34 protein-coding genes and 1 tRNA gene are annotated in these 22,289 nt (G+C 65.0%); 11 read left to right on the top strand and 24 right to left on the bottom strand.

Going from position 1 to position 22,289, the window contains the following annotated elements; genetic code table 11:
- Window positions 1-14: 14 nt before the first annotated feature.
- The 4 genes from ttcA to rpmH form a co-directional block, all read right to left on the bottom strand.
- Window positions 15-884: a tRNA 2-thiocytidine(32) synthetase TtcA gene (gene ttcA / locus A6W98_RS01010; protein WP_042456717.1), complete on the bottom strand. Its 870-nt coding sequence runs from the start codon at window positions 882-884 to the stop codon at window positions 15-17.
- Window positions 885-947: 63 nt separating this feature from the next.
- Window positions 948-1,187 carry a membrane protein insertion efficiency factor YidD gene (yidD, locus tag A6W98_RS01005; protein ID WP_042456714.1) on the bottom strand — a complete coding sequence of 80 codons (240 nt, stop codon included), beginning with the start codon at window positions 1,185-1,187 and terminating at the stop codon, window positions 948-950.
- Window positions 1,184-1,597 (bottom strand): ribonuclease P protein component, encoded by a 414-nt coding sequence (gene rnpA / locus A6W98_RS01000; RefSeq protein WP_042464369.1) that lies wholly within the window; start codon window positions 1,595-1,597, stop codon window positions 1,184-1,186. The genes yidD and rnpA overlap by 4 nt, the downstream gene beginning before the upstream one ends.
- A 28-nt stretch (window positions 1,598-1,625) precedes the next feature.
- Complete coding sequence (gene rpmH / locus A6W98_RS00995) at window positions 1,626-1,760, bottom strand: 50S ribosomal protein L34 (protein WP_042456712.1); 135 nt, start codon at window positions 1,758-1,760, stop codon at window positions 1,626-1,628.
- A gap of 299 nt (window positions 1,761-2,059) precedes the next feature.
- Between rpmH and A6W98_RS00990 the strand changes: the two genes are divergently transcribed.
- The 4 genes from A6W98_RS00990 to A6W98_RS00975 all read left to right on the top strand — a co-directional run bounded on the left by A6W98_RS00990 (window position 2,060) and on the right by A6W98_RS00975 (window position 5,820).
- Window positions 2,060-2,791 carry a TVP38/TMEM64 family protein gene (locus A6W98_RS00990; RefSeq protein WP_042456709.1) on the top strand — a complete coding sequence of 244 codons (732 nt, stop codon included), beginning with the start codon at window positions 2,060-2,062 and terminating at the stop codon, window positions 2,789-2,791.
- Window positions 2,792-2,794: 3 nt separating this feature from the next.
- A complete protein-coding gene (locus tag A6W98_RS00985) occupies window positions 2,795-4,207 on the top strand; it encodes a dihydrolipoyl dehydrogenase family protein (RefSeq protein WP_042456706.1) in 1,413 nt (470 codons plus the stop codon).
- 30 nt (window positions 4,208-4,237) lie between these two features.
- A complete protein-coding gene (locus A6W98_RS00980; RefSeq protein WP_042456703.1) occupies window positions 4,238-5,653 on the top strand; it encodes a sensor histidine kinase in 1,416 nt (471 codons plus the stop codon).
- 90 nt (window positions 5,654-5,743) lie between these two features.
- Window positions 5,744-5,820, top strand: a tRNA-Arg gene (locus A6W98_RS00975).
- 24 nt (window positions 5,821-5,844) lie between these two features.
- Here A6W98_RS00975 and A6W98_RS00970 read toward each other — a convergent pair.
- The 19 genes from A6W98_RS00970 to A6W98_RS00895 form a co-directional block, all read right to left on the bottom strand.
- Window positions 5,845-6,738: a tyrosine-type recombinase/integrase gene (locus A6W98_RS00970; RefSeq protein WP_247904413.1), complete on the bottom strand. Its 894-nt coding sequence runs from the start codon at window positions 6,736-6,738 to the stop codon at window positions 5,845-5,847.
- Window positions 6,739-6,923: 185 nt separating this feature from the next.
- Complete coding sequence (locus tag A6W98_RS00965) at window positions 6,924-7,115, bottom strand: hypothetical protein (RefSeq protein ID WP_042456697.1); 192 nt, start codon at window positions 7,113-7,115, stop codon at window positions 6,924-6,926.
- The gene (locus tag A6W98_RS00960) at window positions 7,115-7,348 is read right to left on the bottom strand and encodes a hypothetical protein (RefSeq protein WP_042456694.1); all 234 of its coding nucleotides are present in this window, start codon (window positions 7,346-7,348) and stop codon (window positions 7,115-7,117) included. The genes A6W98_RS00965 and A6W98_RS00960 overlap by 1 nt, the downstream gene beginning before the upstream one ends.
- Window positions 7,348-8,049, bottom strand: coding sequence for a hypothetical protein (locus tag A6W98_RS00955; RefSeq protein WP_042456691.1), 702 nt, complete (start codon window positions 8,047-8,049; stop codon window positions 7,348-7,350). Before A6W98_RS00955 ends, A6W98_RS00960 begins: the two co-directional genes overlap by 1 nt.
- 121 nt (window positions 8,050-8,170) lie before the next feature.
- Complete coding sequence (locus tag A6W98_RS00950) at window positions 8,171-8,971, bottom strand: DUF2303 family protein (RefSeq protein ID WP_042456688.1); 801 nt, start codon at window positions 8,969-8,971, stop codon at window positions 8,171-8,173.
- Complete coding sequence (locus tag A6W98_RS00945; RefSeq protein ID WP_042456685.1) at window positions 8,964-9,284, bottom strand: hypothetical protein; 321 nt, start codon at window positions 9,282-9,284, stop codon at window positions 8,964-8,966. Before A6W98_RS00945 ends, A6W98_RS00950 begins: the two co-directional genes overlap by 8 nt.
- Window positions 9,281-9,637 (bottom strand): hypothetical protein, encoded by a 357-nt coding sequence (locus A6W98_RS00940; protein ID WP_052677882.1) that lies wholly within the window; start codon window positions 9,635-9,637, stop codon window positions 9,281-9,283. Before A6W98_RS00940 ends, A6W98_RS00945 begins: the two co-directional genes overlap by 4 nt.
- Entirely contained in the window at window positions 9,634-10,023 is a 390-nt protein-coding gene (locus A6W98_RS00935; protein WP_081252014.1) for a recombination protein NinB, read from the bottom strand. The genes A6W98_RS00940 and A6W98_RS00935 overlap by 4 nt, the downstream gene beginning before the upstream one ends.
- On the bottom strand, window positions 10,023-10,208 hold the full coding sequence (locus A6W98_RS00930) for a hypothetical protein (protein ID WP_042456682.1): 186 nt from the start codon (window positions 10,206-10,208) through the stop codon (window positions 10,023-10,025). Before A6W98_RS00930 ends, A6W98_RS00935 begins: the two co-directional genes overlap by 1 nt.
- The gene (locus tag A6W98_RS20740) at window positions 10,205-10,381 is read right to left on the bottom strand and encodes a hypothetical protein (protein WP_155734693.1); all 177 of its coding nucleotides are present in this window, start codon (window positions 10,379-10,381) and stop codon (window positions 10,205-10,207) included. The genes A6W98_RS00930 and A6W98_RS20740 overlap by 4 nt, the downstream gene beginning before the upstream one ends.
- Window positions 10,381-11,106, bottom strand: coding sequence for a hypothetical protein (locus tag A6W98_RS00925; RefSeq protein WP_042456678.1), 726 nt, complete (start codon window positions 11,104-11,106; stop codon window positions 10,381-10,383). Before A6W98_RS00925 ends, A6W98_RS20740 begins: the two co-directional genes overlap by 1 nt.
- A 10-nt stretch (window positions 11,107-11,116) precedes the next feature.
- Window positions 11,117-11,941 carry an ERF family protein gene (locus tag A6W98_RS00920; RefSeq protein ID WP_052677880.1) on the bottom strand — a complete coding sequence of 275 codons (825 nt, stop codon included), beginning with the start codon at window positions 11,939-11,941 and terminating at the stop codon, window positions 11,117-11,119.
- Entirely contained in the window at window positions 11,929-12,168 is a 240-nt protein-coding gene (locus tag A6W98_RS00915) for a hypothetical protein (RefSeq protein ID WP_042456677.1), read from the bottom strand. Before A6W98_RS00915 ends, A6W98_RS00920 begins: the two co-directional genes overlap by 13 nt.
- On the bottom strand, window positions 12,165-12,401 hold the full coding sequence (locus A6W98_RS00910) for a hypothetical protein (RefSeq protein ID WP_042456675.1): 237 nt from the start codon (window positions 12,399-12,401) through the stop codon (window positions 12,165-12,167). Before A6W98_RS00910 ends, A6W98_RS00915 begins: the two co-directional genes overlap by 4 nt.
- Window positions 12,401-12,526: a hypothetical protein gene (locus tag A6W98_RS22085; RefSeq protein ID WP_264580087.1), complete on the bottom strand. Its 126-nt coding sequence runs from the start codon at window positions 12,524-12,526 to the stop codon at window positions 12,401-12,403. Before A6W98_RS22085 ends, A6W98_RS00910 begins: the two co-directional genes overlap by 1 nt.
- 367 nt (window positions 12,527-12,893) lie before the next feature.
- The gene (locus A6W98_RS00905; protein WP_042456672.1) at window positions 12,894-14,264 is read right to left on the bottom strand and encodes a type II restriction endonuclease; all 1,371 of its coding nucleotides are present in this window, start codon (window positions 14,262-14,264) and stop codon (window positions 12,894-12,896) included.
- Complete coding sequence (locus A6W98_RS20080) at window positions 14,261-14,737, bottom strand: very short patch repair endonuclease (RefSeq protein ID WP_072071632.1); 477 nt, start codon at window positions 14,735-14,737, stop codon at window positions 14,261-14,263. The genes A6W98_RS00905 and A6W98_RS20080 overlap by 4 nt, the downstream gene beginning before the upstream one ends.
- Window positions 14,730-15,956 carry a DNA (cytosine-5-)-methyltransferase gene (gene dcm, locus A6W98_RS00900; RefSeq protein ID WP_042456669.1) on the bottom strand — a complete coding sequence of 409 codons (1,227 nt, stop codon included), beginning with the start codon at window positions 15,954-15,956 and terminating at the stop codon, window positions 14,730-14,732. Before dcm ends, A6W98_RS20080 begins: the two co-directional genes overlap by 8 nt.
- A 389-nt stretch (window positions 15,957-16,345) precedes the next feature.
- Window positions 16,346-16,999, bottom strand: coding sequence for an XRE family transcriptional regulator (locus tag A6W98_RS00895; RefSeq protein WP_042456666.1), 654 nt, complete (start codon window positions 16,997-16,999; stop codon window positions 16,346-16,348).
- Window positions 17,000-17,084: 85 nt separating this feature from the next.
- Here A6W98_RS00895 and A6W98_RS00890 point away from each other — a divergent pair, with 85 nt between their 5' ends.
- From A6W98_RS00890 to A6W98_RS00875, 4 genes are all read left to right on the top strand, one after another.
- On the top strand, window positions 17,085-17,324 hold the full coding sequence (locus A6W98_RS00890; RefSeq protein WP_042456663.1) for a hypothetical protein: 240 nt from the start codon (window positions 17,085-17,087) through the stop codon (window positions 17,322-17,324).
- Window positions 17,325-17,707: 383 nt separating this feature from the next.
- A complete protein-coding gene (ssb, locus tag A6W98_RS00885; protein ID WP_081251721.1) occupies window positions 17,708-18,199 on the top strand; it encodes a single-stranded DNA-binding protein in 492 nt (163 codons plus the stop codon).
- A gap of 10 nt (window positions 18,200-18,209) precedes the next feature.
- Window positions 18,210-18,854, top strand: a complete 645-nt coding sequence (locus A6W98_RS00880) for a hypothetical protein (RefSeq protein ID WP_042456659.1) — start codon at window positions 18,210-18,212, stop codon at window positions 18,852-18,854.
- A gap of 10 nt (window positions 18,855-18,864) precedes the next feature.
- On the top strand, window positions 18,865-19,515 hold the full coding sequence (locus tag A6W98_RS00875) for a hypothetical protein (RefSeq protein WP_042456657.1): 651 nt from the start codon (window positions 18,865-18,867) through the stop codon (window positions 19,513-19,515).
- A 9-nt stretch (window positions 19,516-19,524) separates the two neighbouring features.
- Here A6W98_RS00875 and A6W98_RS00870 read toward each other — a convergent pair whose 3' ends face one another.
- The gene (locus A6W98_RS00870; protein WP_052677879.1) at window positions 19,525-19,971 is read right to left on the bottom strand and encodes a thermonuclease family protein; all 447 of its coding nucleotides are present in this window, start codon (window positions 19,969-19,971) and stop codon (window positions 19,525-19,527) included.
- A gap of 466 nt (window positions 19,972-20,437) precedes the next feature.
- Between A6W98_RS00870 and A6W98_RS00865 the strand changes: the two genes are divergently transcribed.
- The 3 genes from A6W98_RS00865 (at window position 20,438) to A6W98_RS00855 (ending at window position 22,234) form a co-directional block, all read left to right on the top strand.
- Window positions 20,438-20,659, top strand: coding sequence for a hypothetical protein (locus tag A6W98_RS00865; RefSeq protein WP_042456654.1), 222 nt, complete (start codon window positions 20,438-20,440; stop codon window positions 20,657-20,659).
- On the top strand, window positions 20,656-21,525 hold the full coding sequence (locus tag A6W98_RS00860; RefSeq protein WP_042456651.1) for an SDH family Clp fold serine proteinase: 870 nt from the start codon (window positions 20,656-20,658) through the stop codon (window positions 21,523-21,525). The genes A6W98_RS00865 and A6W98_RS00860 overlap by 4 nt, the downstream gene beginning before the upstream one ends.
- A 529-nt stretch (window positions 21,526-22,054) precedes the next feature.
- Window positions 22,055-22,234 carry a hypothetical protein gene (locus A6W98_RS00855; protein WP_042456648.1) on the top strand — a complete coding sequence of 60 codons (180 nt, stop codon included), beginning with the start codon at window positions 22,055-22,057 and terminating at the stop codon, window positions 22,232-22,234.
- The last annotated feature ends 55 nt before the right edge of the window (window positions 22,235-22,289 follow it).

Raw genomic sequence — 22,289 nt, 5'->3', positions numbered from 1 at the left:
CGGCCGGGGGATCGTCAGCCCTCTGGGGGCTCGCCGGGCGCGATGTCGGAGGGAGCGCCGGTTTCCCGCAGGAGTCCCGCGAAGTCGAAGAGCGTCGGGTCAAGCAGATGTGAGGGGCGCACATGCATCAGCGCGCGAAACATCTTCTGGCGGCGCCCGGGATGGTTGGTCTCCCACTGGTCGAGCATCGCCTTGACCTGCATGCGCTGCAGCCCGTCCTGGCTGCCGCAGAGATCGCAGGGTATGATCGGATAATCCATCGCCCGGGCGAAGCGCGCGCAATCGGCCTCGGCCACATGGGCGAGCGGGCGGTAGACGAAAAGATCGCCCTCCTCGTTCACAAGCTTCGGCGGCATCGTCGCCAGTCGTCCGCCGTGGAACAGGTTCAGCAGGAAGGTTTCCAGGATGTCGTCGCGGTGATGGCCCAGCACCACGGCCGAGCAGCCCTCCTCGCGGGCGATGCGGTAGAGATTGCCCCGCCGGAGCCGCGAGCAGAGCGCGCAATAGGTCCGGCCCTGGGGCACCTTGTCCATCACGATGGAATAGGTGTCCTGATACTCGATCCGGTGCGGGACCCCCATTCGCTCCAGGAATGCGGGCAGCACCGTGGCCGGAAAGCCGGGCTGCCCTTGGTCGAGATTGCAGGCCAGCAGCTCGACCGGCAGCAGCCCGCGCCATTTCAATTCGTAAAGCGCGGCAAGCAGCGTGTAGCTGTCCTTGCCGCCCGAGAGGCAGACCAGCCAGCGCGCGCCGCGCTCGATCATCCCGTATTGTTCGATGGCCTCGCGGGTGTCGCGGATGATCCGCTTGCGCAGCTTCTTGAACTCGGTTGTCGAGGGGGCGCCGTGGAACAGCGGGTGGATATCGTCGGTCTCGTCAGACATGGCCGGGCCTATGCCAGATTGCCCGCCGCCGGGGAAGCGGAAAGGCGCTTTGTCTTTCGCGGTCTAGCGCTTCGGGTCGGGCTTCGGCGGTACCGGGTCGTAGCCGCAGCCGCCCCAGGGATTGCAGCGCAGGATGCGCCAGAGCGCCAGGGCACCGCCGCGAAGGGCGCCATGCGTTTCAAGCGCTTCCAGCGCATAGGCCGAGCAGGTCGGCTGATAGCGGCAGTTGAACCCGATCCAGGGCGACAGCACGATACGGTAGGCGCGGATCGGCAGGGCAAGCAGGCGGGCGAGCGGGCTCATGACCGGTCCGCATGCAGGCGTTCGAGCGCCCGGCGCAGGTCGGCACGCAGGGCCGCGAAATCGCGGCTTGCCGTCGTGACCGGTCGTCCGATCAGCACATAATCCCAACCCGGGCGGCCATGGACAGGCAGCTCGGTCCGGGCGATCTCGCGCAGGCGGCGCTTGGCGCGGTTGCGCGCGACAGCATTGCCCACCTTCTTCGAGCAGGTGAAGCCGATCCGGATGCCGCCCTCGGGCGCCTCGGTCCGGCGCCGGGCCTGCAGCGTGAAGGCGGGGGCCGATTGCCGTCTTGCCCGCGCCGCGAGCAGGAAGTCTGCGCGGCGGGAGAGGACCGTCAGGCATGACGAAACCGCCGGAGAAGCTTTGACGCTCTCCGATGTTTCGGAGGCGCCGTTCATCCCCGGCGGCATCATGTCGTCATCGCCCTCAGGCGTGCTCTCAGGCGCAAAGGCTCTTGCGGCCACGGGCACGGCGGGCGTTCAGAATCTTGCGGCCAGCCTTGGTCGCCATGCGGGCACGGAAGCCGTGGCGCTTCTTGCGGACCAGATTCGAAGGTTGATAGGTGCGTTTCATCGCGCGTCGCTCCGTCGAGATGGACCCAAACCGCGTGCGGATTCGAAGGCCCTATGGTGTTCGAAGCCCGTCCTTTAGGGGCTTGACGCGGGCAAGTCAATTCTTCCCGCACGGGAAATGCCGCAATCGACGGTCTCCGGGCGGCGGCGGCCGTCCTTTCGGCCCGGAGGCGGGGCGTTTTTCTTCGTCACCGCCGATCAATGCGGCGTGAGCGGGCTGTCCAGGCCGGTCCGGGCCGTGCATGGTTCGCAAGGCGGAAATCCGGATCGGACCCGAAGATGGTGAGCGGCACAACAGACATGTCCCGGACAAGACAGCAGAAGCCAAGACGGCGGGGCCTTGCCCGCTACCTGCTTCTGGCAGCGATTGCCGCCGTGGCGCTGATCGGTGCCGTGACGCTGAACGACCGGCTGAGCTTCGAGGCGCTGGCGGCGCATCGCGAGGCGCTGATCGCGCTGCGCGACGCCAATTATGCCCTGGCGGTGCTGGGCTTCATGCTGGCCTATGTGCTGATCGTCGCCTTCTCGTTGCCGGGGGCGACGGTGGCGACGCTGACCGGCGGTTTCCTTTTCGGGCTCTTTCCGGGCGTGTTCTTCAATGTCACGGCCGCCACGCTGGGGGCACTTCTGATCTTTCTGGCGGCGCGCTGGGGGCTCGGCGACCGGCTCTCGGCCCGGCTCGATGCCGGCGAGGGACGTATCGCGGCCTGTCGCGACGGCCTCCGCGAGAACGAGATCCCGGTATTGTTCCTGATCCGGCTGGTCCCGGCCGTGCCGTTCTTCGTGGCCAACCTGCTGCCCGCGATGGTGGGGGTCCGGGCCGGGCGCTTCGTCTTCACCACCTTTTTCGGCATCATGCCGGGCGCGCTGGTCTATACATGGGTCGGCGCCGGGCTGGGCGAGGTCTTCGCGCGTGGCGCGCGGCCCGATCTCGGCATCATCTTCGCACCCTATGTTCTGGGGCCGCTCTTGGGGCTGGCCGCGCTGGCGGCCCTGCCGATCGCGATCCGGGTCGCGCGGCGGAAGGGCTGACCGATGGCGCCGATGAAAACCGATCTCTGCATCATCGGTGGCGGTGCCGCCGGGCTGTCGCTGGCGGCAGGCGCGGCGCAGATGGGCGCGCGGGTCGTGCTGGTCGAGGGTCACAGGATGGGGGGCGATTGCCTCAATTATGGTTGTGTGCCCTCGAAGGCGCTGCTGGCGGCCGCGGCCCGGGCGCAGGCGATGCGCGAGGGCGGCTGCGGCATTGCCGGTGTCGCGCCCAAGATCGACCATGCCGCGGTGATGGCCCATGTGCGGGGCGCGATTGCCGCCATCGCCCCGCATGACAGCGTCGAGCGGTTCGAGGGGCTCGGGGTGCGGGTGATCCGGGACTGGGCGCGCTTCGTCTCGCCGCGCGAGATCCAAGCGGGCGGAGAGACCATCCGGGCGCGCCGCTTCGTGATCGCGACCGGCTCGCGCCCGGCGGTGCCGCCCGTGCCGGGGCTCGATAGGGTGCCGTATCTCACCAACGAGACCCTGTTCGAGCTGGATGCGCGGCCCGACCGGCTTCTGATCCTTGGCGGCGGTCCGATCGGCATCGAGATGGCGCAGGCCCATCGCCGGCTCGGGGCAGAGGTCACCGTGATCGAGGCGAAGCGGGCGCTGGCCCGGGAGGACCCGGAGGCGGCGGCGCTGGTGCTCGACCGGCTGAGGGCCGAGGGCGTCGAGCTCTTCGAGCATGCCGAGGTGCGGCGGGTCGCCGGCCGGGCGGGCGCGATCACGGTCGAGACCGCGGATGGTGTGCTTGAGGGCAGCCATCTTCTGGTCGCGGCGGGCCGTCACCCGGCGCTCGAGAGGCTGGATCTGCCCGCGGCCGGGGTCGAGGCCGATGCCGCCGGGGTGCGGGTCGATGCCGGCCTGCGCAGCACGAATCGCCGGATCTATGCCATTGGCGATGCGGCGGGGCAGGGGCAGTTCACCCATCTGGCGGGCTATCATGCCGGGCTGGTGATCCGGCCGATCCTGCTGGGCCTGCCCGCCCGGGTTCGCCGCGATCACATGCCCCGCGTCACCTATTCAGACCCAGAACTTGCGCAGATCGGCCCGACCGAGGCCGAGGCCCGCGCCGCGCATGGTGATGCAATCGAGGTCGTGCGCGCCGATTATGCAGGAAACGACCGCGCCGTGATCGGCGGCAGGACCGCGGGATTCGTCAAGGTCGTGCTGCGCCGGGGGCGCCCTCTCGGGGCGACGCTGGTCGGTGCCGAGGCCGGCGAACTGGTCGGTCCCTGGGCCCTGGCTATCGCCAGCGGTCAGCGGATGACCGCCATGGCCGGGATGATTTTGCCCTATCCGACGCTGGGTGAACTTAACAAGCGGGTGGCGGGAGCCTATTTTTCACCCAAACTGTTCGAGAATCCCTGGCTCAAGCGGGGGGTGAAGGCGATTCAGCGCCTTTTGCCCTGACCGGTTCACCGGGGGCCGGGGGCGCCACGCATGTTCCTCAATTCCCTGTCGGGCCGCTTCCTGCTGCTGACGATCGTCTTTGTCATGCTGGCCGAGGTGCTGATCTTCGTGCCCTCGGTGGCGCGGTTCCGCGTCGATTTCCTGCTGGCCCGGCTGGAACGCTCGCAGATCGCCTCGCTTGCGCTGCTGGCCAGCGACGGCATGATCGGCGACGAGCTCGAACGCGAGCTGTTGCAGAATGCGGGCGTCTACAATGTCGTGCTCAGGCGCGATCAGGCCCGGGAACTCGCGCTGTCCTCGCCGATCCCCGAGCCGGTCTATCGCAGCTTCGACCTGCGTGACGCCAGCGTGCTCGCCCTCATCCCCGACGCACTGATCCGGCTGGTCGACCCGAAGACGCGCGTGATCCGGGTGATCGGCCAGCCGGTGCAGCGCGCGGGCCTCCTGATCGAGATCACCATGAGCACGGCCGAGCTGCGCAAGGCCATGATCGATTACGGCCTTCGGATCCTGGTGCTGTCGGCGGTGATCTCGGTGCTGTCGGCGCTGCTGCTTTTCCTTGCCGCGCGGCGCCTGCTGGTGGTGCCGATCCGGCACGTGGTGCGCGCGATCAAGCTTTATGCCGAGGCTCCCGAGGATAATCGCCGGATCATTACGCCCTCGGCCCGGGTGGGCGAGCTTTACGAGGCCGAGACCGCGCTGCGGGTGCTGCAGGAAGAGCTGACCGGCGCGCTGCGCCAGAAGGACCGCCTGGCCCAGCTTGGCGCGGCGGTCGCCAAGATCAGCCACGATCTGCGCAACATCCTGACGACGGCCCAGCTTTTCGCCGACCGGATGGAGGCGAGCGACGATCCGGCGGTCAAGCGCGCCGCGCCCAAGATCGTGGGCGCGATCAGCCGGGCCGTGCATCTGTGCGAATCGACTTTGGCCTTCGGCCGGGCGCAGGAGCCGCCGCCCCGGCTTGAACGGGTGGCGCTGGCGCCCATCGTCAACGAGGTCGTCGACGGCGAGCGGCTGGCGGCGGGCGACTACGATATCAGCTTTTCCGAGGACGTGCCGGCGGGGCTGACACTGCGCGCCGATGTCGAACAGCTGATGCGGGTTCTGACCAATCTGGTGCGCAACGCGCGCCAGGCCATCCTCGCCTCGGGCAAACCCGGCGAGATCGGCATTCGTGCCGACGAGACCGAGCAGGATTGGGTTATCCAGGTGACCGATACCGGCCCGGGCCTGCCGCCCAAGGCGCGCGAACATCTGTTCCAGCCCTTCCATGGCGGGACCCGCAAGGACGGGACCGGCCTCGGGCTTGCAATTTCGATGGAGCTGATCCGCGGTCATGGCGGCGCGCTGGAACTCAGTCGCAGCGATGCCGAGGGCACCGCTTTCGAGATCCGTCTGCCGAAGGCCGCCGCGGCGCTTCCGGGCGAGGACGGGATCCCGAACTGAGCCGGTTTCGCGGGGTGCGAAAAAACTGTGCCGAAATGCTCGGTTTGCCCCTTGCGTTGCCCTGCGGGGGGCGTTACATCCCCAACCCACGCGCTGGTAGCTCAGTTGGATAGAGTACTTGACTACGAATCAAGGGGTCGGGGGTTCGAATCCTCCCCAGCGCGCCACTTCCAAGATATCCAACTGAAAACTCAAGACTTTTTCGGAAATGTTGCAACTTGCGCGGCATGCGTTGCAACGTTCTGTTCTTGTTCTTCCCCCATGACAGCCCGTCGCCGACTCGCTTGCCGGGTATAATGCTCGGCTTCCTTGAGGGTCTGATGGCCCAGCCAGGACATGATCTGGTGCGCCGAAGCTCCGGCCTCGGCGAGAGCAACGCCTCGGGTCTTGCGAAGCCCGTGGGCGCTTTTCTCGATGCCCGCTTCCGCGGCTGCGGCCCGGATCATGTTGCCGAGGCCCTTTTCGGATCTCGGGGCGCCCGCGGCCGTCGCGAGGAAGGTCATGTGGCGTGAACCGAGCGCGGCCAGCGCGTCGTGCATCGCGTCCCGATCCCCGGCATAGCATTCCGCATAGGCGGGCAGCCTGGCCGTCCAGGGCACGAAGGCGGGCTGCTTCCCCTTGCTTTGCGTGTAGATCAGCACCCCGGCGCGATCCACATGGCCCGGGCCGATCATCACGGCATCGCCGATCCGAAATCCGGTCCAGTGCAGCAGCTCGAAGGCGGCGCGCTTGCTGGTGCCGATGGGCCACCGGGTCCGGAAGGCGTCGATATCGGCAGCAGTCCATGCCGGGTGCCCGATTGTCTTGGGGGCACGGGGCAGCGTCACGGTGAGCGACGGGTCGGCCTCCAGGAGGCCCGCATCCACGCCGAACGCACAGAGGAACCGCCAGGCCTTGCGCCTGTCGACCGGGCTCTCGGCCGTGGCGACATTGGCGCGGATATGGCGATCCCGGAGCCCCTTGGCCGGTGCCTCGCCCCCGTCTCGGCGGATGGCCTCGAAATGGCGGCGCAGGGTCGCCCGGTAGACGGCGCTCCGCGACAGGAACCGGTCAGAGTGCACCGTCGCCTCGATCAGCGCCCCCAAGGTGCCGGGCGGCAGGCGCAGGGGTCGCGTCGCGGCCTCGGCGGCCTTTCTCGCCGCGGCATAAGCGGCAAGAAAATCGGGATGGTCGTGCGGCAGGTCAGGGAGCCGAACCAGCTTCTGCCCCTTCTTTCGGAAATACCAATCGGTGCGGTTGCCGCGCCGAACCGGCATGAGGTTCGTCAGGGTCACCGTGGTCCCCCGAATGCCGCGTCGCATTGTGCCTCGTCCCCGTCGATCTCCTCGAAGGATACGGGCAGGCGGGACGGACCGGCAAGGATCCTGATCGTGCCCCGGGTGATCTCGATATCGGCCCCGGCGGCGCGCGCCACATTGACGGCCCGGCGCAACTCGGCCTCGGTGAAACGGGGCGCGCCCATCACTCTTTCTCCTTATCCCGGAAATCGCCGCAGCCTGCAGAAGACGCTGTCGGCTGCAATTGGCCTGTTCTCCCGCATCTCGGGCAGTTCGGACGGGCCGGTGCCTCGGCCGACCCGCCTTCCAGCTTGCTGGCGTGGGCTTGCAGCTCGGCTGTCAGCCCGGGCAGTTCGTCGCAATTATGCCGGGCGAGGCTCTCGATCTCTTCGATCCGGTCGGGCGTGGTCTTTGGCATCAGGCGGCCTCCTTTCTTGCGTTTTCGCCCCATTGGTCCGCAGCGGCGGCGGCGATGCCCTCGAAGGTGCGGGATCTGACCTTCCAGCGGTTGGGTCCGGGCGGGGCCCGGTGGACCGCGCTACAGCGCTTGTGCGCCTCGGTGCCGGGCGCGGGCGGGGTCAGGCGGTCGGTGGCGCTCAGCGGCGCGAGGCCGCGCAGATAGAGCCCCGTCGCCTTGAAGAAGGGCTCGCCGAACCACCATGGCTGGACGATCTGCGGTTTGGGCAGGTCGCCGGGCAGGCGGGCGCGGCCATGCGGGTGCATCACCGGGTTCTCGACCGCGACGCGCGGGATCGGAGCGCGCCAGCAGGCCGAGAACAGCGCAGCGCCCTCGTCAAGCAGGCGCCACATGATGGCGCGGCGGGTGTCCTCGGGCAGATCCGGCCAGGCGGCGCGTTCGTCCGGGCGTGCCTCGGCCGGGGCGTTGGTCGGCGGCACATGCAGCCAGCGCACGCCCGAATTGCACAGCCGGGTGCAAGGCGGGTGCATGACGGCGAGCAGGTCCCAGCCGAGGTGAAGCACCTCGCGGATATCGCAGATCATGTGCCGGTTGGTGGCGTCCTCGGCCGGAAGCAGGTCGCAGGACCAGACGTCATGGCCCCGCGCGGCGAAGGCCCGCCGCATGACACCCGAGGTCTCGCAGCCGATCAGGACGCGCATGGCTCAGCCTCCTGGGCTTTAATCGGGGTCGGTGTGATCTCTGCAAAAACAGGCATAGTCTTTCCTCGCGGTCGTCTGCCTTCCGTCGCTGGCCCCTCTTCCGAAGGGCCAGAAAGAGAGGTCAGGCCACGCGCATTTGCGGGATGGGATGGGCGGCGCCGAGGGCGTGTTCGCACCGCTCGAATGCCGTCCGTTCGACCTGTTGCTTGTCGTGGATCTCGAAGGAGAAGGTCAGGCGCGCTTCATCAATCCGGTATTTCAGCCGGACCGGGATGCGGTCGGGCTCCATTCCCTCGAAGACGGGCACCAGGAGCGTGACGCGCTCGGGAATGGCGACGGCCCCGCGCACTTCGTCCTCGGTCGTGTAGATGAATTGCACCGTACCGTTCTGCAGCTTCTGCGACTGCTTGAAGTTGACCTTCCGCAGCGCATCGAACTGCATCACCATGTCCATCAGCGTGGCCGGATCCGGCTCGGCCAGGTCGACGGCGCGCTCCTCGAGGAATTCGCCGGCCGCCTTCTGGCCGATCCACTGGCCGTGTTTCGCGGCCCATGCCTCGTACTGCGGCGACTTGATCGCCCGGAAAGCGGCGACGTGTTCGCCCCAGCGCGGCCGGATCGCGGCCGGTTCCCCGCCTTCGTGGTAGTCCAGAACGCACTTGATCGTCGCGGCATCCGGGTCCGAGAAGGCGAGCGAGTGATCGTCGGCAAAGCGATCCAGATAGGCGGCCAGCGAAGCCACATCGCGGAACGTGGTGCTGCGCCGGATGCGGGCCGGGTTCTCGCGATAGGCATCGAGGCTTTCGATATGCTGCCCGTTCGGGATGGCCATGAAGGGCTCGAAGCCGTCGATCTTGTTCGGGACGGCCGCCGCAGCCTCTGCGAGGTGTTTCAGGGCTTCGATTTCGGTGAGATCAGCCATTGAAGGCCTCCGCTTTCAGCAGCGATTGCTGGACATAGTTGGGGGCCTCGCGGGTCAGATCGCCGTCGCGGCCCATGAAGAAGAAGGATTGCCCGAACTGCAGTTGCGGCGCGGTGGCCTTCACCCTGGCGGTCACGGCAAAGCCGGTTTCGCCGTTCGGGTTGACCTCAAGGGTCACGGTTACGGTGCCCTTTTTGCCGGTCCGGTTGACTGCCGAGATCACCTCGCGCAGCTGCTCGTCGGCAACCTCGATGGCGTGCCCGCCGTCGACCCTGCCGAGTGCCATCAGGAAATGGCTGTTTCCGTCGCTCAAATCGTGTTCTCCTCTTCCTTGTGGAGCCGGTCCTCGGCCCACGAAATCCAGTCGGTGTCGTTGCCATAGAGCCGCCGCCAGCGGCTCGGGGCCTGGTGCAGGGCGAGCTTCGAGCCATCGAGCAGGCCCTGGTGGTGCCCCTCGCAGAGCGGGATCGCCATGCAGTCGGGAGCGCGGCGCGCGCTGAACCGGCCATGGATGCAGTGATGCGCCTGCGTGGGTGAAAGCTGCGGCAGGCCCCATTCGGCGCAGATGCAGCAGGGCAGTGCGCGGATGCGGTCGAGGTGGCCCGGGTCATCCGGCACGCGCGGCGCCTTGAGCCCGAGCGGGCCGCGTGCGGACAGATCGGTCATGCGTCAGCCCTTTCCGGCTCCGTCCAGCGCACACCGTGCCGGTCCCCGTATTCGGCAATGAAGGTGATAAGGTCGGCCATCTGGCGGACGGTCAGCCGCGAGGACCGGAACCCGATCGGGAATGGCTCTCCGCTCAGCCCCATTTCGAAGCGTGTCTCGTGGCCGAGCGCGTGCATGAAGAGCGCTTTCCAGACTTCCGGCGTATGGCGCCGACCCTCGGGCTTGGCGCGCGAGACATCCGACAGCATCGCCCACATGCGCGCGTTTTGGTCGTTGTTTCGAGCCGCTTCGCTGATCCGCACCACCCCATCTTGCGGAGCGGCGTCGATCATCTGCTTGGCAAACTGGCGTTGGCCCGGCCCGCGGAGGATGACGGTTTGGGTCATCAGCACGCCCCCAGCCCGACCCAGGAGGCCCGCACGACTTCCGCGATCTCGGCCGCGGAAAGCGCATGGTCCTCGGCCATTTCCGCGAAGATCATTTCGGGATCGGCGCCCCCGGCAAGCCCGCCCGCAGCGCGCTCGCGGCGTTCATACTCTCGGGCCAGCTCGGCCAGCGTGTTGCGGGTCATTGGCGGTATTCCTCGGCTCGGCGGATCAGGCGCTCGACATCGGTGAGCGCCTGGTGGACGGGGCGCATGTCGAGCAGTCGGCGCATCTCGGACCCCTCGCCCGCGTCCAGCGTGGAGAGGATCGAGGCGCGCAGGTCTTCCAGGGCGGCGGGGAGAGGATCAGCGGCGGCCATTAGTATGCCTCCTTCTCTTCCCAGACGCGGACGCCTGCGATCACCCGGTCCTTGTGGTGGCGGCGCACATAGCCCTCGACGAAATCCGTGAGGGCGTCGCGGTCGTTCTTGGCGATGTCGTGCAGGGCGGCCTTGTGGCTCTCGATCTCGTACCGGGTGACGGTGCGGACCCCTTTCACCCGATCCTTGCCGGCCGCGCTGGCGGCCTTCCGGGCGGCCTTCGCCTCGGCCTGCGCCTGGGCGGCGGCGCGCTGCGCCTCGATGTCGCCCGCTGCGGCCGTCCGGGTCGCTTCCTCGGCCTCCCGGCGCTTGCGGTCGGCTTCGGCCCGGGCCTTCCGGGCGGCCTCGTCCTGCTCGGCCTTGAGCCTGACCTTGAAGGCGCTCACCAGAGCGGCGAGCCCTTTCTTGATCCGGTCGAGGTCTTCCAGCGTCGGTTTCCAGCGCGCGATTTCGGCCTGCCATGCCGCATGGAGCGGCTTCGTCGCCGCGTCCCGGGCCGTGCTGACGGCCTTTTCGGCCGCCTTGATCTCCTTCGCCAGATCGTCGACCGCCTTCATCTGGGCCGCGGTCGTGACCTGCGTTCCGTCAAGCCAGCCCTCGGCCTCGGTGATGAAATCGCCATAGGGGGCCAGCGCCTCGTCCAGCGGATCGGGCGGAGCGTTCCCGCCGATCACGGCGCGCGGGTTCGCGCCCTCCTTCGAGGAGGTCGGGGTCATGTCGTTCATGGGATCTGCCTCAATACGGGATTTCGTCGTCGCCAATGTCGGAGGCGGCGCGCGTCAGGGTCAGCTTCCGGGCGTCCTTGCTGCGCTCGAGCTCGGAATAGAGGCCGGGCTCGGCCGCCTTGATGTCCTTGAGAACGGGGGTTTCGTGCATCCAGACCGCGCCGAGGTCGTCCAGCGAGGCCGCCCGTTCCAGCGATCTGCGGATCCGTCCGGCTGCGGCCCGCGGGTCAAACCGTGGGGGCTCGCGATCCTCGGCCGCCCGCCCGGCGCCCTGGGCGTCGTCGTCCTTCGCGGCCGAGAGCCCCAGCGCGAGCTTGAGCGTGTATCGCTGCAGGTAGGTCGCGGCGCTGCCGATGGCCTGATAGGCGTTCTTGTTGCCGCTCTGGTCGGGCGGGCCGCTGAGGGTCGTTTCCTCGCTGTAGCCGTCGCAATGGGCAACGATGCAGGTCACGGCCAGCCCGCCGCGGTCGCTCTGCCGGGAGCGGAAGCGATAGGAAAGGCCGTGCTGGGCGAGGATCGGGTCGACCTCGCGCGCAATCGCGTCGAGGGTCTCATAGGAGTAATTGGTCCGGTCGCCCGACTTCTTGCTCTCGTAATCGACCGTCGAGCCCTTCACGATGGGCTTGATTTCAGCCCGGGCCGCCGAGATCGCGGCGTCGAATGCCTTCCGGGCGCGCCCGGATTCCCAGCGTTCATGCAGGGCGATCAGCCGCTCGACAGTCTCGATGCTCGCGCCGTTCGCGACGGCCTGCGAAATCATCCCCATGGGGGTGATCGCGCCGAAGCTGGCCGGGGTCGCGGCGTCCTCCTGCGGGATCTTCGTCAGTTCGCCCATTGGCTTACCTCGCGTCCGTGCATGTCGTGGATCACCTGCCCGATGGCCTTGTCGGCGACGTGGCCGATCAGACCGATCACAAGCAGGCCAAGGGAGGTCCAGGCCAGCCAGCGCGCGGCCCGGGCCGCTTCGCGCAGGATCGCCCGGCGGCGGTCGCGGGCCTCGGCCCGGCCCTGCGGCGTGCTGATCGGGTCCAGCGCCTCGGCGGTGCGGAGAGGGCCGATCATGCCGCCATCCCCGCGAGGCGGCCCTCGAGCCCGCGCCACGCTTCGTCCGTGACCTCGGTCATGGCCGGGGTGTTGAAGTCGAGGCGGAAGACCCGGGCGAGCCGGTCCTCGTCAGCAGCGGCAGCGAGCTGGTCCAGCGCGTCGTCCCATGTCGCAGCGGGATCGGGTGCACCGACGCCAAGGGGGCCGAAATCGGTCATCACCAGCCAGTGGGGTCCATTCAGCGCCAGCATCACAGTGCCCCCCGCAGGGTTGCGAGGAAATGGAAGGCCGCGGCGATCAACCCGAGCTGGGTCCCGGCGATGAACAGCGCGAGGGCGAAGCCGCGCCAGATGGGGGTGGTGGATGTGTCGTGCATGGGGTGTCCCCTTGCTGTGGTTGCAAGGAGGCAATATACGGTAAAATTACCGCAGTCAAGATTAATGCGGTAATAAAACCGTACTTAGCCTAGCGCTTGACCCCGCCTAGCACTATCCCCTCACCATCAGCCCCGGGCTGACGGCATGAAAACCCCCGCACAGGCGGTCCCGCGTTACTAGCCGCGCTCTGCCGATAGCGGACTTTCGGAGTTGCCTGCATCACCCGTCGGCACCCGCGCAAAGCGGACATTGACTTGGCCGATGCACCTGATCTCAACCAAAGCAGCAGATGGCGCTGCTCAGCCTTTCGTCTTAGGCGCAACAGACGGCGGCTTGCGGCCCATGCTTAAACAAGCGATCTTCTTGCTACAGCCAAACCTTCAGGTTTGGCTGTATGACTTCATCACAGAACCGCCGGAAGGTCAGAACGTTCGCGCGTCCGGCGTATTCGGTCTCTTTGGCGTCCATAAGGCTTTCGGGGATCACCAGTTGCACGCCGATGCCTTCCATATCCTGAATGGCATTGCCTGCGATATTTTCGTCGACCGTTGTCAGATAGAGCCTGCGCTCGCCCTTCTCCCGCTCAACCTGTTTCCAGCGTTCGCGCAGGGTGGTTTTGGCGCTCAAGATCAGGCCCTTCGCGGCTGTGGCTTCGCCACTGCTGATGAAAGCTAGTGAGGGAAGGATGAAGTCGGGACGCTTTTTCGCCTCGATGACCACCTGTTTTTCGAACGGGATCTTCCCGCCGCTCAGCATGGCTTCGATATGGTGTTCGTAGGAATAGCCCGCCCGAGATTTCCGTTGCTGGCTCGCTGAGAGCATCAGCGCGTCAATCCGGGGCAGCTCATTGATAAGCTGACGGATGAATTCTGCGACGGTCATGTCGCGTGGTGCGTCACCCAAGACGATGCGTACCAGTTCGACGGCCCGCTCACGGCGCTGGAAGTCACGGAACATATCCCATTCGATGCTGCGGCTTATCTCACGAAGCGCATCACCGGGGCGCTCGATAGCGAAAGGATCGAGGCAGTCCAGGCCGTGGGTTTCGAGGTAACGGGTACGCGCCAGCCCGGCCAGTTCCTCAGTTTTCGGCATGGCCGCACGGAAGCGGCCGAATTCGACGATCGTGCCTGCCTTCCAGGCTGCGATCAGCTCTTCTGCAAAATCCAGAACCCGGTTTTGTTCCTTCGCCCGGACCTCAGCGGGCTCAAACTCACCGATCAGAAAATCCGGCGTGATATCGAGTTGCGTCAGAAGCAGGTCGGCTTCATCGCTGGCGGAATCGATAGTCAGGCATTCGTAGACAGTGTTTTCGCCCTGCCTATACCGCCCCATCATTAGGAAAGAGGCCGGTGAGAGCTGCTCAAAGCACTCTTTCGGCAGGCGCGTCATATGCGTCTCGGGGCCCTTACTCGTGTAATGTACGATCCGGCTGCGTTTGGATCGCGCGCCGCCCGAAGCCTCCGGCCAGAGTGTATCGAACCAGGCTTCCCGGATCGGGGCGGCATCCGGGTCTTTGCGCACCTTGACCTCCAGCGGCGGAAAGAACCCGCCCTCGCGCTGTTCGGCGGGAATATAGACCCCGGCCTGGTGCTTGTTGTCGTAGCGTGCCCAGTCCCGGTCATTGTTCGAAAGCTTTTTGACCAGAACCCGCTCGGCCCGGCTCAGAAGGTCCGTCAGAAGCCCGGCATGACCGCCGCCTTCACCTGCAAAATCGAAAATACCCTGCTCGTTCAAATCAGGCCGCCTGTTTCTGTGTGCAGGCCTTCGAGATTCAGCCTTTGGTCACCAGAACATATCCATCGGGAGAGGGAGTCAATCACCGCCTCCGGCGATAACCTGCCGCGCCCTTTCAACGCACATTCCCAGACCGTCGCAACACGCCAGCCGGAGGCGAGCAGCATACCGATATTCCGGGCATCTCTCTCCATGTTGCCGGTGATCTTTGCGCGCCAGAACTCCTGCCGTGTTGCAGGCCATCGAAAGAGGGGACAGTCGTGACCATGCCAGAAGCAGCCATTGACGAAAATCACAGAACAGTGCTTTGGTAGCACGATGTCCGGCTTCCCCGGTAGTTTCCGGTCATGGAGGCGATAGCGGAAGCCACTGGCATGAAGCCCGCGCCGGATCAGCATTTCCGGTTTGGTGTCAGCGCCCCGGATCGCCGCCATGTTGCGGCTGCGGGTCTTGTTGTCGTGAACGTCAGCCAACTTTCTTGAGCGGTTCAGCTTTTGTCAGTGACAGGATGTGCGGCGCCATGACTTTTGCCACCTCGGCGAAGACAGGCACGGCCACCGAATTGCCGAACTGTTTGTAGGCCTGGGTATCAGACACCGGGATCCGGAAGTCATCCGGGTAGCCCATCAGCCGTGCGCATTCGCGCGGCGTCAGGCGGCGTGGGTTGTTCCCTTCGCCCCGACTGACCAGAATTTCAGAGCCGTCCTTGTAATAGCGGGCCGACAACGTGCGTGAGATACTGTCACCGTCCACCATACCAAAGCCGAAACCATTCCCCTTGGCCTTATGCTTCGCGGCATAGCCTTGCAGATAAGCCCAGAGCTTGTCGGTCAAGGTGTATTTGTCGCTGACCGCGGCGTCCGGCCCAACGGTGAAATGGCCCTCGGGCTGTTCCGTGCCATTTTCGGGGTGCAGAATATGGCGCATCCGTTTGGTGCCGTAAGCAGGGAGATGCACATCATCGAAGCTGAACCCGGTCGCCACGCGGAAGCCGACCATCACAATCCGCTCACGGTGCTGTGGTACGAAATGCCCCGCGTCGATGATCCGGGTTTCCAGCGTGTAGCCCAGCTCCTCCGTCAGCTTACGGCGGATCACCTCGAAGGTCCGGCCTTTATCGTGGCTTTTCAGGTTCTTGACGTTCTCCAGCATGAAACCCGCAGGGCGGTGATGCATCAGGATGCGCAGCACATCGAAGAACAGCGTTCCCTGGGTTTCATCCTCAAAACCATGCGCGCGGCCGAGCGCGTTCTTCTTGGATACCCCGGCGATTGAGAAGGGTTGGCAGGGAAAGCCCGCGACCAGCACGTCATGTGCGGGGATATCCTCGGCCTCGACCTCCCGGATATCGCCTACCGGAAGCCGGTTGTCGGGAAAGTTCGCCATATAGGTCTGCTGGGCGTATTTGTCCCTCTCCGAAGTGAAGATGCAGCGTCCGCCCGCGCTCTCCATTGCCCGCCGCAGCCCACCGATCCCGGCGAAGAGGTCAATGAAGGTAAAGGCCTTTTCCGCATCGCCAGCATCGCGACGCCGCTCGATCTCCATGTTCAGCAGGCGAATCACGCTTTCACGAGGGATTTCTTCGCCGCGCTTCCAGCGATAGATATGGCCTTCAGAATAGCCAAGCAGGCGCGCTGCCTCTGGCACAGTGTATCCGGCCTGCGCCAGGAGCGTCGAAAAGTCAGCCTGCATGTGTCAGCCCCACTCTGGGAATTTTTCTGACATAATGTCTATCTGAATCACTTTAATCAAGAACAAACGACGAAGTCAGACGACTTCACCATGCGTCCGGTGGGGCACGCCGTTCCTCTGAGGAATGTGCCCCGCCAGACGGGTTAGCGCTGCGAAAGACAGCGGTTTCATGTCCTTCCATTGAAGATATAGGCTGCCGCCTCCCACCTTTCCCTGCCCTGTTGGGGGGTGTGCAACAGCAGCCGGAAAACCTACTTGATCGAGACGTCAAGTATCGAGCGATTGTAAGTGCGCCAGTGGATCAACGCGCTTAGGTCCGCTTTTGCGCAATCGCCGCGGTTCGCCCAAGGCGCAGCGAACGTCCGGTTCCCGCCCATCGGCACCAACGCCTAGACCCTGCGCGCCAGCTCCGCCGGCCAATGGAGCTTGATCGGTGCCGCCCATTTGAGCCGGACCCCGTACATCACTGGCGTTTGGTCGTTGAAGCTGTGCAGGTCGAACAGCCCAGGCTCGCGGCCCTGGCGAACAACCTTCACCCAGCCTAGCCCCTCTTCGCACTCGCAAACGCATCGCTTGCCTACGGCCTCGCTGGGCACGCTTCCGTCCGACCAGCGCGTGTAGAACAGCAGATCGCCGGCTGAATAGACCGGCTCCATGCTGTCGCCCTCGATTTCGACAGCAACGATATTGTGCGGCGACAGGCCGGGTGGGCACTCCACCTGTGGGCCGTCACCCTTCTCGTAGGCGTCGAAGACCGGCACACGTGCCCCGGCGCCGACTGCGCCTGCTATTGCGATGGTCGGAGTGTCTGGGCCGTCTCCGATTCCATGAATTAGCCACGTCTCGGAGACGCTAAGGGCGCGTGCCACTCCGGCGAGCGCGGATATGGTGGCTCCTGCTGCGTCTTCCCCTTTTTCAAGGCGGCGCCGCCAGTTGCGGATTCCGTCACGAGACAAGCCTGCCTGAAGGGACAGCGCCCCCTCGGATATGCCGAGTTTCTCGCGTTGCTGCGTGATGCGGTCGAGGATGTCTTGCAGTGCCATGCGGTTATTCTGCCGCACGCTTTGGTGTTGAGTTAGCGGTAAGATAACCGTTGACGGTGCGGTAATAAAACCGCATACGTCAGGCATGCAAACCATCGAACATCTTCTTCGGCTGGCCGATGCCTATAAGCTGGCCGCGGGTGTCGCGGAAGACACCACGGTATCTTACCGGGTCTTTGGCGACACCAAGAAACTCGCCGCGCTGAGGGCGGGGGGCGACATCACTACGCGCCGCTTCAACGCAGCGATTGCTTGGTTCGGGGAAAATTGGCCGAACGTAGCCGATGCGCACCCCACGCCGCAAATTTCCGGGGACGCCGCCTGATGCCGCGCCCCCGGTCCCCCATTCCTCAAATGAACGATGAAAATGGCTTTGCTCCATGCGCCGAGAGTGCGTGCGGGGCGGCTGAACAGCAATCGAAATAGACCCGAGGTTTTTCGGCATGGCCCGCAACAACCCCCACGACAGTATCCAAGATGCGGTCTACCGTGCCTACGAGGCGGCGGGCGGCCTGAAAACGTCGTCGAGCATTCTCAACCTGGCCATGTCGACGCTTTCCTCTTTCAGCGAGTTGCCCCGCAGCGGAAAGCGGTCTGGCGGTCTCGGGCTCAACTACGCCCACGCGCTTTCGGAGGCCCGCCCCGAGGCCGCCGCCGTCTTCGCGCACCATTTCGCGGCGCTGGCGGGCGGAGTGTTCCAGCCGATCCATGCCGATCCGAAGGTCACCAGCTTGCTTTCCCATTGCAGCATCGTCGCGAAGGAATGCGGCGAGGCACCCCGAGGTGCGCAGCTTCCAGAGCGGCGGCAAGATCTGCAACCTGCGGATCGCCACTTCCGAGACCTGGAAGGACCGCAACACCGGCGAGCGTCGCGAGCGCACCGAATGGCATTCGGTCTCGATCTGGGCCGAGGGCTTGGTCCGGGTCGCGGAGCAATACCTGCGCAAGGGCTCCAAGGTCTACGTCGAGGGCAAGCTCGAAACACGCAAGTGGCAGGATCAGACCGGGCAGGATCGCTACACGACCGAAATCGCCGTGCGCCCGTTCGCCGGGGAAATCGCGTTCCTGGATCGCCGGGAGAGTGGCGGAGGCGACGGGGGCGGCTCGGGGGCAGGGGGCCATGGCTACGGCCAAGGTCCGTCAGGCGGCCCCGCGGGCGGATATGGCGGCCCCGATCTCGACGACGAAATCCCCTTCTGAGCGCGGCCCGATGAGCATTCATGAGATCAAGGGCAAAGGCGTGAACCGGGCGCGGGTGGTCTGTGATGGCTGCGGGCGCGAGGAGGTCGTGACCTGCAACTACCTGCATCGACCCGGCCGGGTCTGGGTGCCGGATGCGGGGCAGATAAACCGGAAGATGACCGGGCAAGGCTGGGCCGAGGTGAAGGGCAAGCTCCACTGCCCGGCCTGCGAAGCGAAACGAAAGGCGACAGGCATGACGAAGACGACGACGGCTCCGGCCGCGAAACCCGCCGAGGCGTTGCGCCAGCCCTCCCGGGAACAGCGCCGGGAGATCGTGGATATGCTGCGGGAGGTCTATGACCCCGAGGCGGAACGCTACCGGCGGAACGACACCGATGCGACGGTTGCCGATGTGCTGGGTGTGATGCCCGGCTGGGTGGCCGAGATCCGGGAGGCCTTCTTCGGCCCCGATGGGGGCAACGAAGGCATCGAGGCCGCGACCGAGAAGCTGGCCGCTCTCGAGCACGAGATCCGCGCGATCTCGGATCTGGCCGGAAAGCAGCAGGAGGCCGCATCGAAAAAGCTGGCCGAGGTCTCGGCGATGCGCGCGGAGCTGGGGCGGATCAAGGGCGCCGTCGGGCCCCGCGCCCTGCGGGCCGCCGGTGTGAAATAAGGGACAGGACATGGGCAAGGGCAGCAAGACCCGCGCGCGGGCAGTGAAACTGGCGAAGAAGGCCGAGCTGGCGGGCGTGCCGGGACTGGCGCCGGTCGAGAGGCGCGAGAAGGACGGGCGGATCCGGCGATCGACAAAGCCGGGCTACGAGCGCACCGAGGCCGATGTCGCGTTGCGGGCGCGGTGCCGCCAGATGGGATGGAAGGCGAGGCCGGAGGACATGGCCAAGGCGCGGGCGCAGAGCCTCGAATGCGATGCGGGCCGGGTACTGCACCTGTTGTGCGACAGGCCCGACGAGGTCGCCCGCCTCTGGTCCGCGTTCGCCGGGCTCTGCGGGGCACATGCGGCCTATGCGAGGCGCTACCTCGGCGTCCGGCTCCACCCGAAGACGGCCAAGATCGAGATGCTGATCGAGCGTTTCGAGATCAGCGGCGACGATGACCTGGACCTGCGGAGCGAGGAGGAAAAGGCCCACGCTGCGGTCACCAACTGGATGCGCTGGCAAGGCTACCTCGGCCACCTCGACCGCTGGCAGCAGGCGGAGATCTGGGGCGCCGTGCGCGAGCAGACCGCCCTGATCCGGGACCGCCTGGCAACGGACGAAGGGCGGGGCTACGTGCAGGCTTTGCGCAAGCTGGCCGATGTGGTGGAGCGCCGATAGCGGGCGGCATCACCTCGGGCGGCAGTATCCCGGCATGGCTCCCCGATAGCGCCCGGCATGCCTCTGGGCTTTGACATAGGTCCGCTGGGGGTCGTACCGGGCGCAGCGGCCGCAATATCCTTCGGAGATCAGGATCTCGGCAATGTCGCGCCCATCCGGAAGATAGCAGCGCCCGACCTGCCGGTCGTAGGTGGTTTCCCCGTTCAAGACGCAGGTCAGGTGTTGCCTTCCGATGATATCCCAAAGGCGCGCCGTGGCCCGATCTCCCATCTGGGAGCCGCGTTCGTCGCAGGTCAGCCCGCTGAGGCGGACCGGGACGCCACCAACCACCGGCGTGTCGCCGTCGCGGAGGCGCACTGAGCCCGAGATTTGGGTCTGCATAGCAGATGCAGGCTCAGCCAAAGTGGCCGCGAGCAAGGCGGCGATCAGAATGCGGCGGGGGAGTCTTCGGCTCATGCGGGGACCTTCTCGTTGCTGACGTCTCAAGGCGTGAAGTTGCCAGAACGTACCCGCTATGTTCTAAACGGGACGTTGCTCAACGTGCTTCGGATTTTTTGGGGAAGTCGAGACAAGCACGCAGAAGCGGCCAGCGGCCGAGGGTCGCAGAACGCGTGAATATTGGGGCCTGTAGAGAGGTCGGTGGCAGGCACTGTTGCCGCCGAATGCATCCTAGCCATGGCCGCATCGCTCTTCCGCGATAGCAGGGCTTGGTGGTGTTTCAGTTAGAAATTCGGGGGGATTGGCGACGCGGCGGAAACGAACCATCCACCTAGCGTTAACCTGCGACGCAGCAGGATGTGATGGTACGATCCCTACTTTTGCAGCGATAGTAACCCATGTAAAGGCTATGGTCAAATCACCCGAGGCCGTGCCATCCTCTTGGCAAGCTTGGGACACGGCGGGCGGAGACAGGAGAGCCAACATGCCGCAAGGACCACAGGGGGAGAAGAGCCCTGCGGACGTGAGCGGCAACGCGTTGTATATCGTGAAGATCGCGATTGGCGAAATCGAAGAGACGACCTTGAAGCAACCGGCGAAGCGCCCGAACTGCTTGGCTGATGCGAAGGTTTACGCCGACAGGCTTTCAAAAGTTGACCGCCGTGAAGTCGTGAAACTGGTAACAGAGGCCCGCTGGAAGAAATGAGCCTTGATCTTTTTGACCGATCCATATTCGATCTTGTAAACAAGAGAGCCGAAGCTCTTGAGGATCGCTTGAAAGCAGATGTGCTCTTCTACAGCGGCGGAATACAGCCAAACTTCTTCCGCAACTTCCGCGATTATGTGGAGGAGATGAAGTTAAAAAGCTCGCGAACCGACGATGCTGTGGCTGTTTTCATACGGACTGGTGGCGGATCGGCGGAAACAGCGGAGCGCATGGTCGCTGTGCTTAGAAAACATTACGGGCTCGTCTATTTCGTTGTACCTGATATATCAATGTCAGCTGGCACTATACTTTGCATGGCAGGTGACAAGATATACATGGATTATTCGTCGAGCCTTGGTCCAATTGACCCGCAGGTTCCAGCCCCAGATACTGGAGAGTATGTGCCTGCCATGGGGTACTTAGATAAGGTTAAAGAAATCACCGAGAAGGGTGATTTGGCCCCCGCTGATGTAGTGTTGCTGAGAAGTATGGATCTGGGGAAGCTTGCGCTCTTTGAGCAGGCGAGGGACTTGTCCAAAGACCTTCTGAAAAAATGGCTCGTAGAGTTCAAATTCAAAGATTGGACGCACCACCGTACTAACAATCCCGGCACTCCAGTCACGCATGAGGAAAAGGAGAATCGGGCCGAGGAGATCGCGACCGCTCTTGGCAATCATACGCTTTGGCGGTCGCATGGACGTAGCATAGATTTGCCAAAATTAGAGGCAATGCGCATCCAGATCGACGATTACTCGGACGACATAGAATTCCGAACGCTAATTCGAGAATACAACGATCCACTCACTGGCTTCATCGACCGCATGGGGTTGGGCTTCTTCATGCACAACCACCGAGTCGGTCTCTAATGGGGAAAAGCAAATGACACTTGTAGCGCAAGTCGAAAAAAGACTCTCTGATCTGGAGGAACTAGACGCTCAGAAGGCTGATGCAATCCGCCGGGCCGAAGAACTTGATGATCGGTTCGCATATATCAGGCCTAAGACTGACGTTCCTACCCCGGAGCGATACTTTGGTCTTCCTGTGTTTTCAAAGTGAGTCACTACCCAATGCCTTGACTGAAGACCGTCGGCGTGCCAGATTGGCATCATCGTCAGGGGTTTGCGGAAACGCGAGCCCCTGTTTTCGTTTCGGGGCCTCGACTCGTTCCGCTATCACGTCCTCTTGCGGCGGACCTTCTCCCTCTCAGGTATGATGCACGTGCGCGGCCCGGCCCGCGCCCATCCCATAGCTCGCCCACCGTCCCCCTCATTCCGAAGGGCGAACGGGCCAGTCCCGCGCAGGGGCTGGCCACCAGATCAAGCTCCCGGCACATCCATTTTCAACGGAGCGCGCTGGAAGATCGGAGGACGTGACCCAAGGCGAAGGCGGCTCGACATGGCAAACACGCTCGATGTGCGGATCACGCTGCCTTGGTGGCGGATGGCAATGGCTTACGGGGCTGCCCACATGGTCGGGACGGTGTCCTCGCAGGTGCCACCCCGTTGGGTCGAGGCGATGATCGCCGCTCTGGCGCGTTGGGGCTCGCGCGGGGCGACAGTGCGCATGGTGCAGTGATGGCCCTTTTTCGCGACCGGGTGCTGGAAGTCGGGTCGCAATGCCCGTGCGGGGA

The organism is Rhodovulum sulfidophilum DSM 1374, assembly GCF_001633165.1.
In the GTDB taxonomy this organism is placed as follows: Bacteria; Pseudomonadota; Alphaproteobacteria; order Rhodobacterales; family Rhodobacteraceae; genus Rhodovulum; species Rhodovulum sulfidophilum.
The sequence above is the reverse complement of the archived record's forward strand: the minus strand, read 5'-3'. Positions and strand labels throughout refer to the sequence as shown.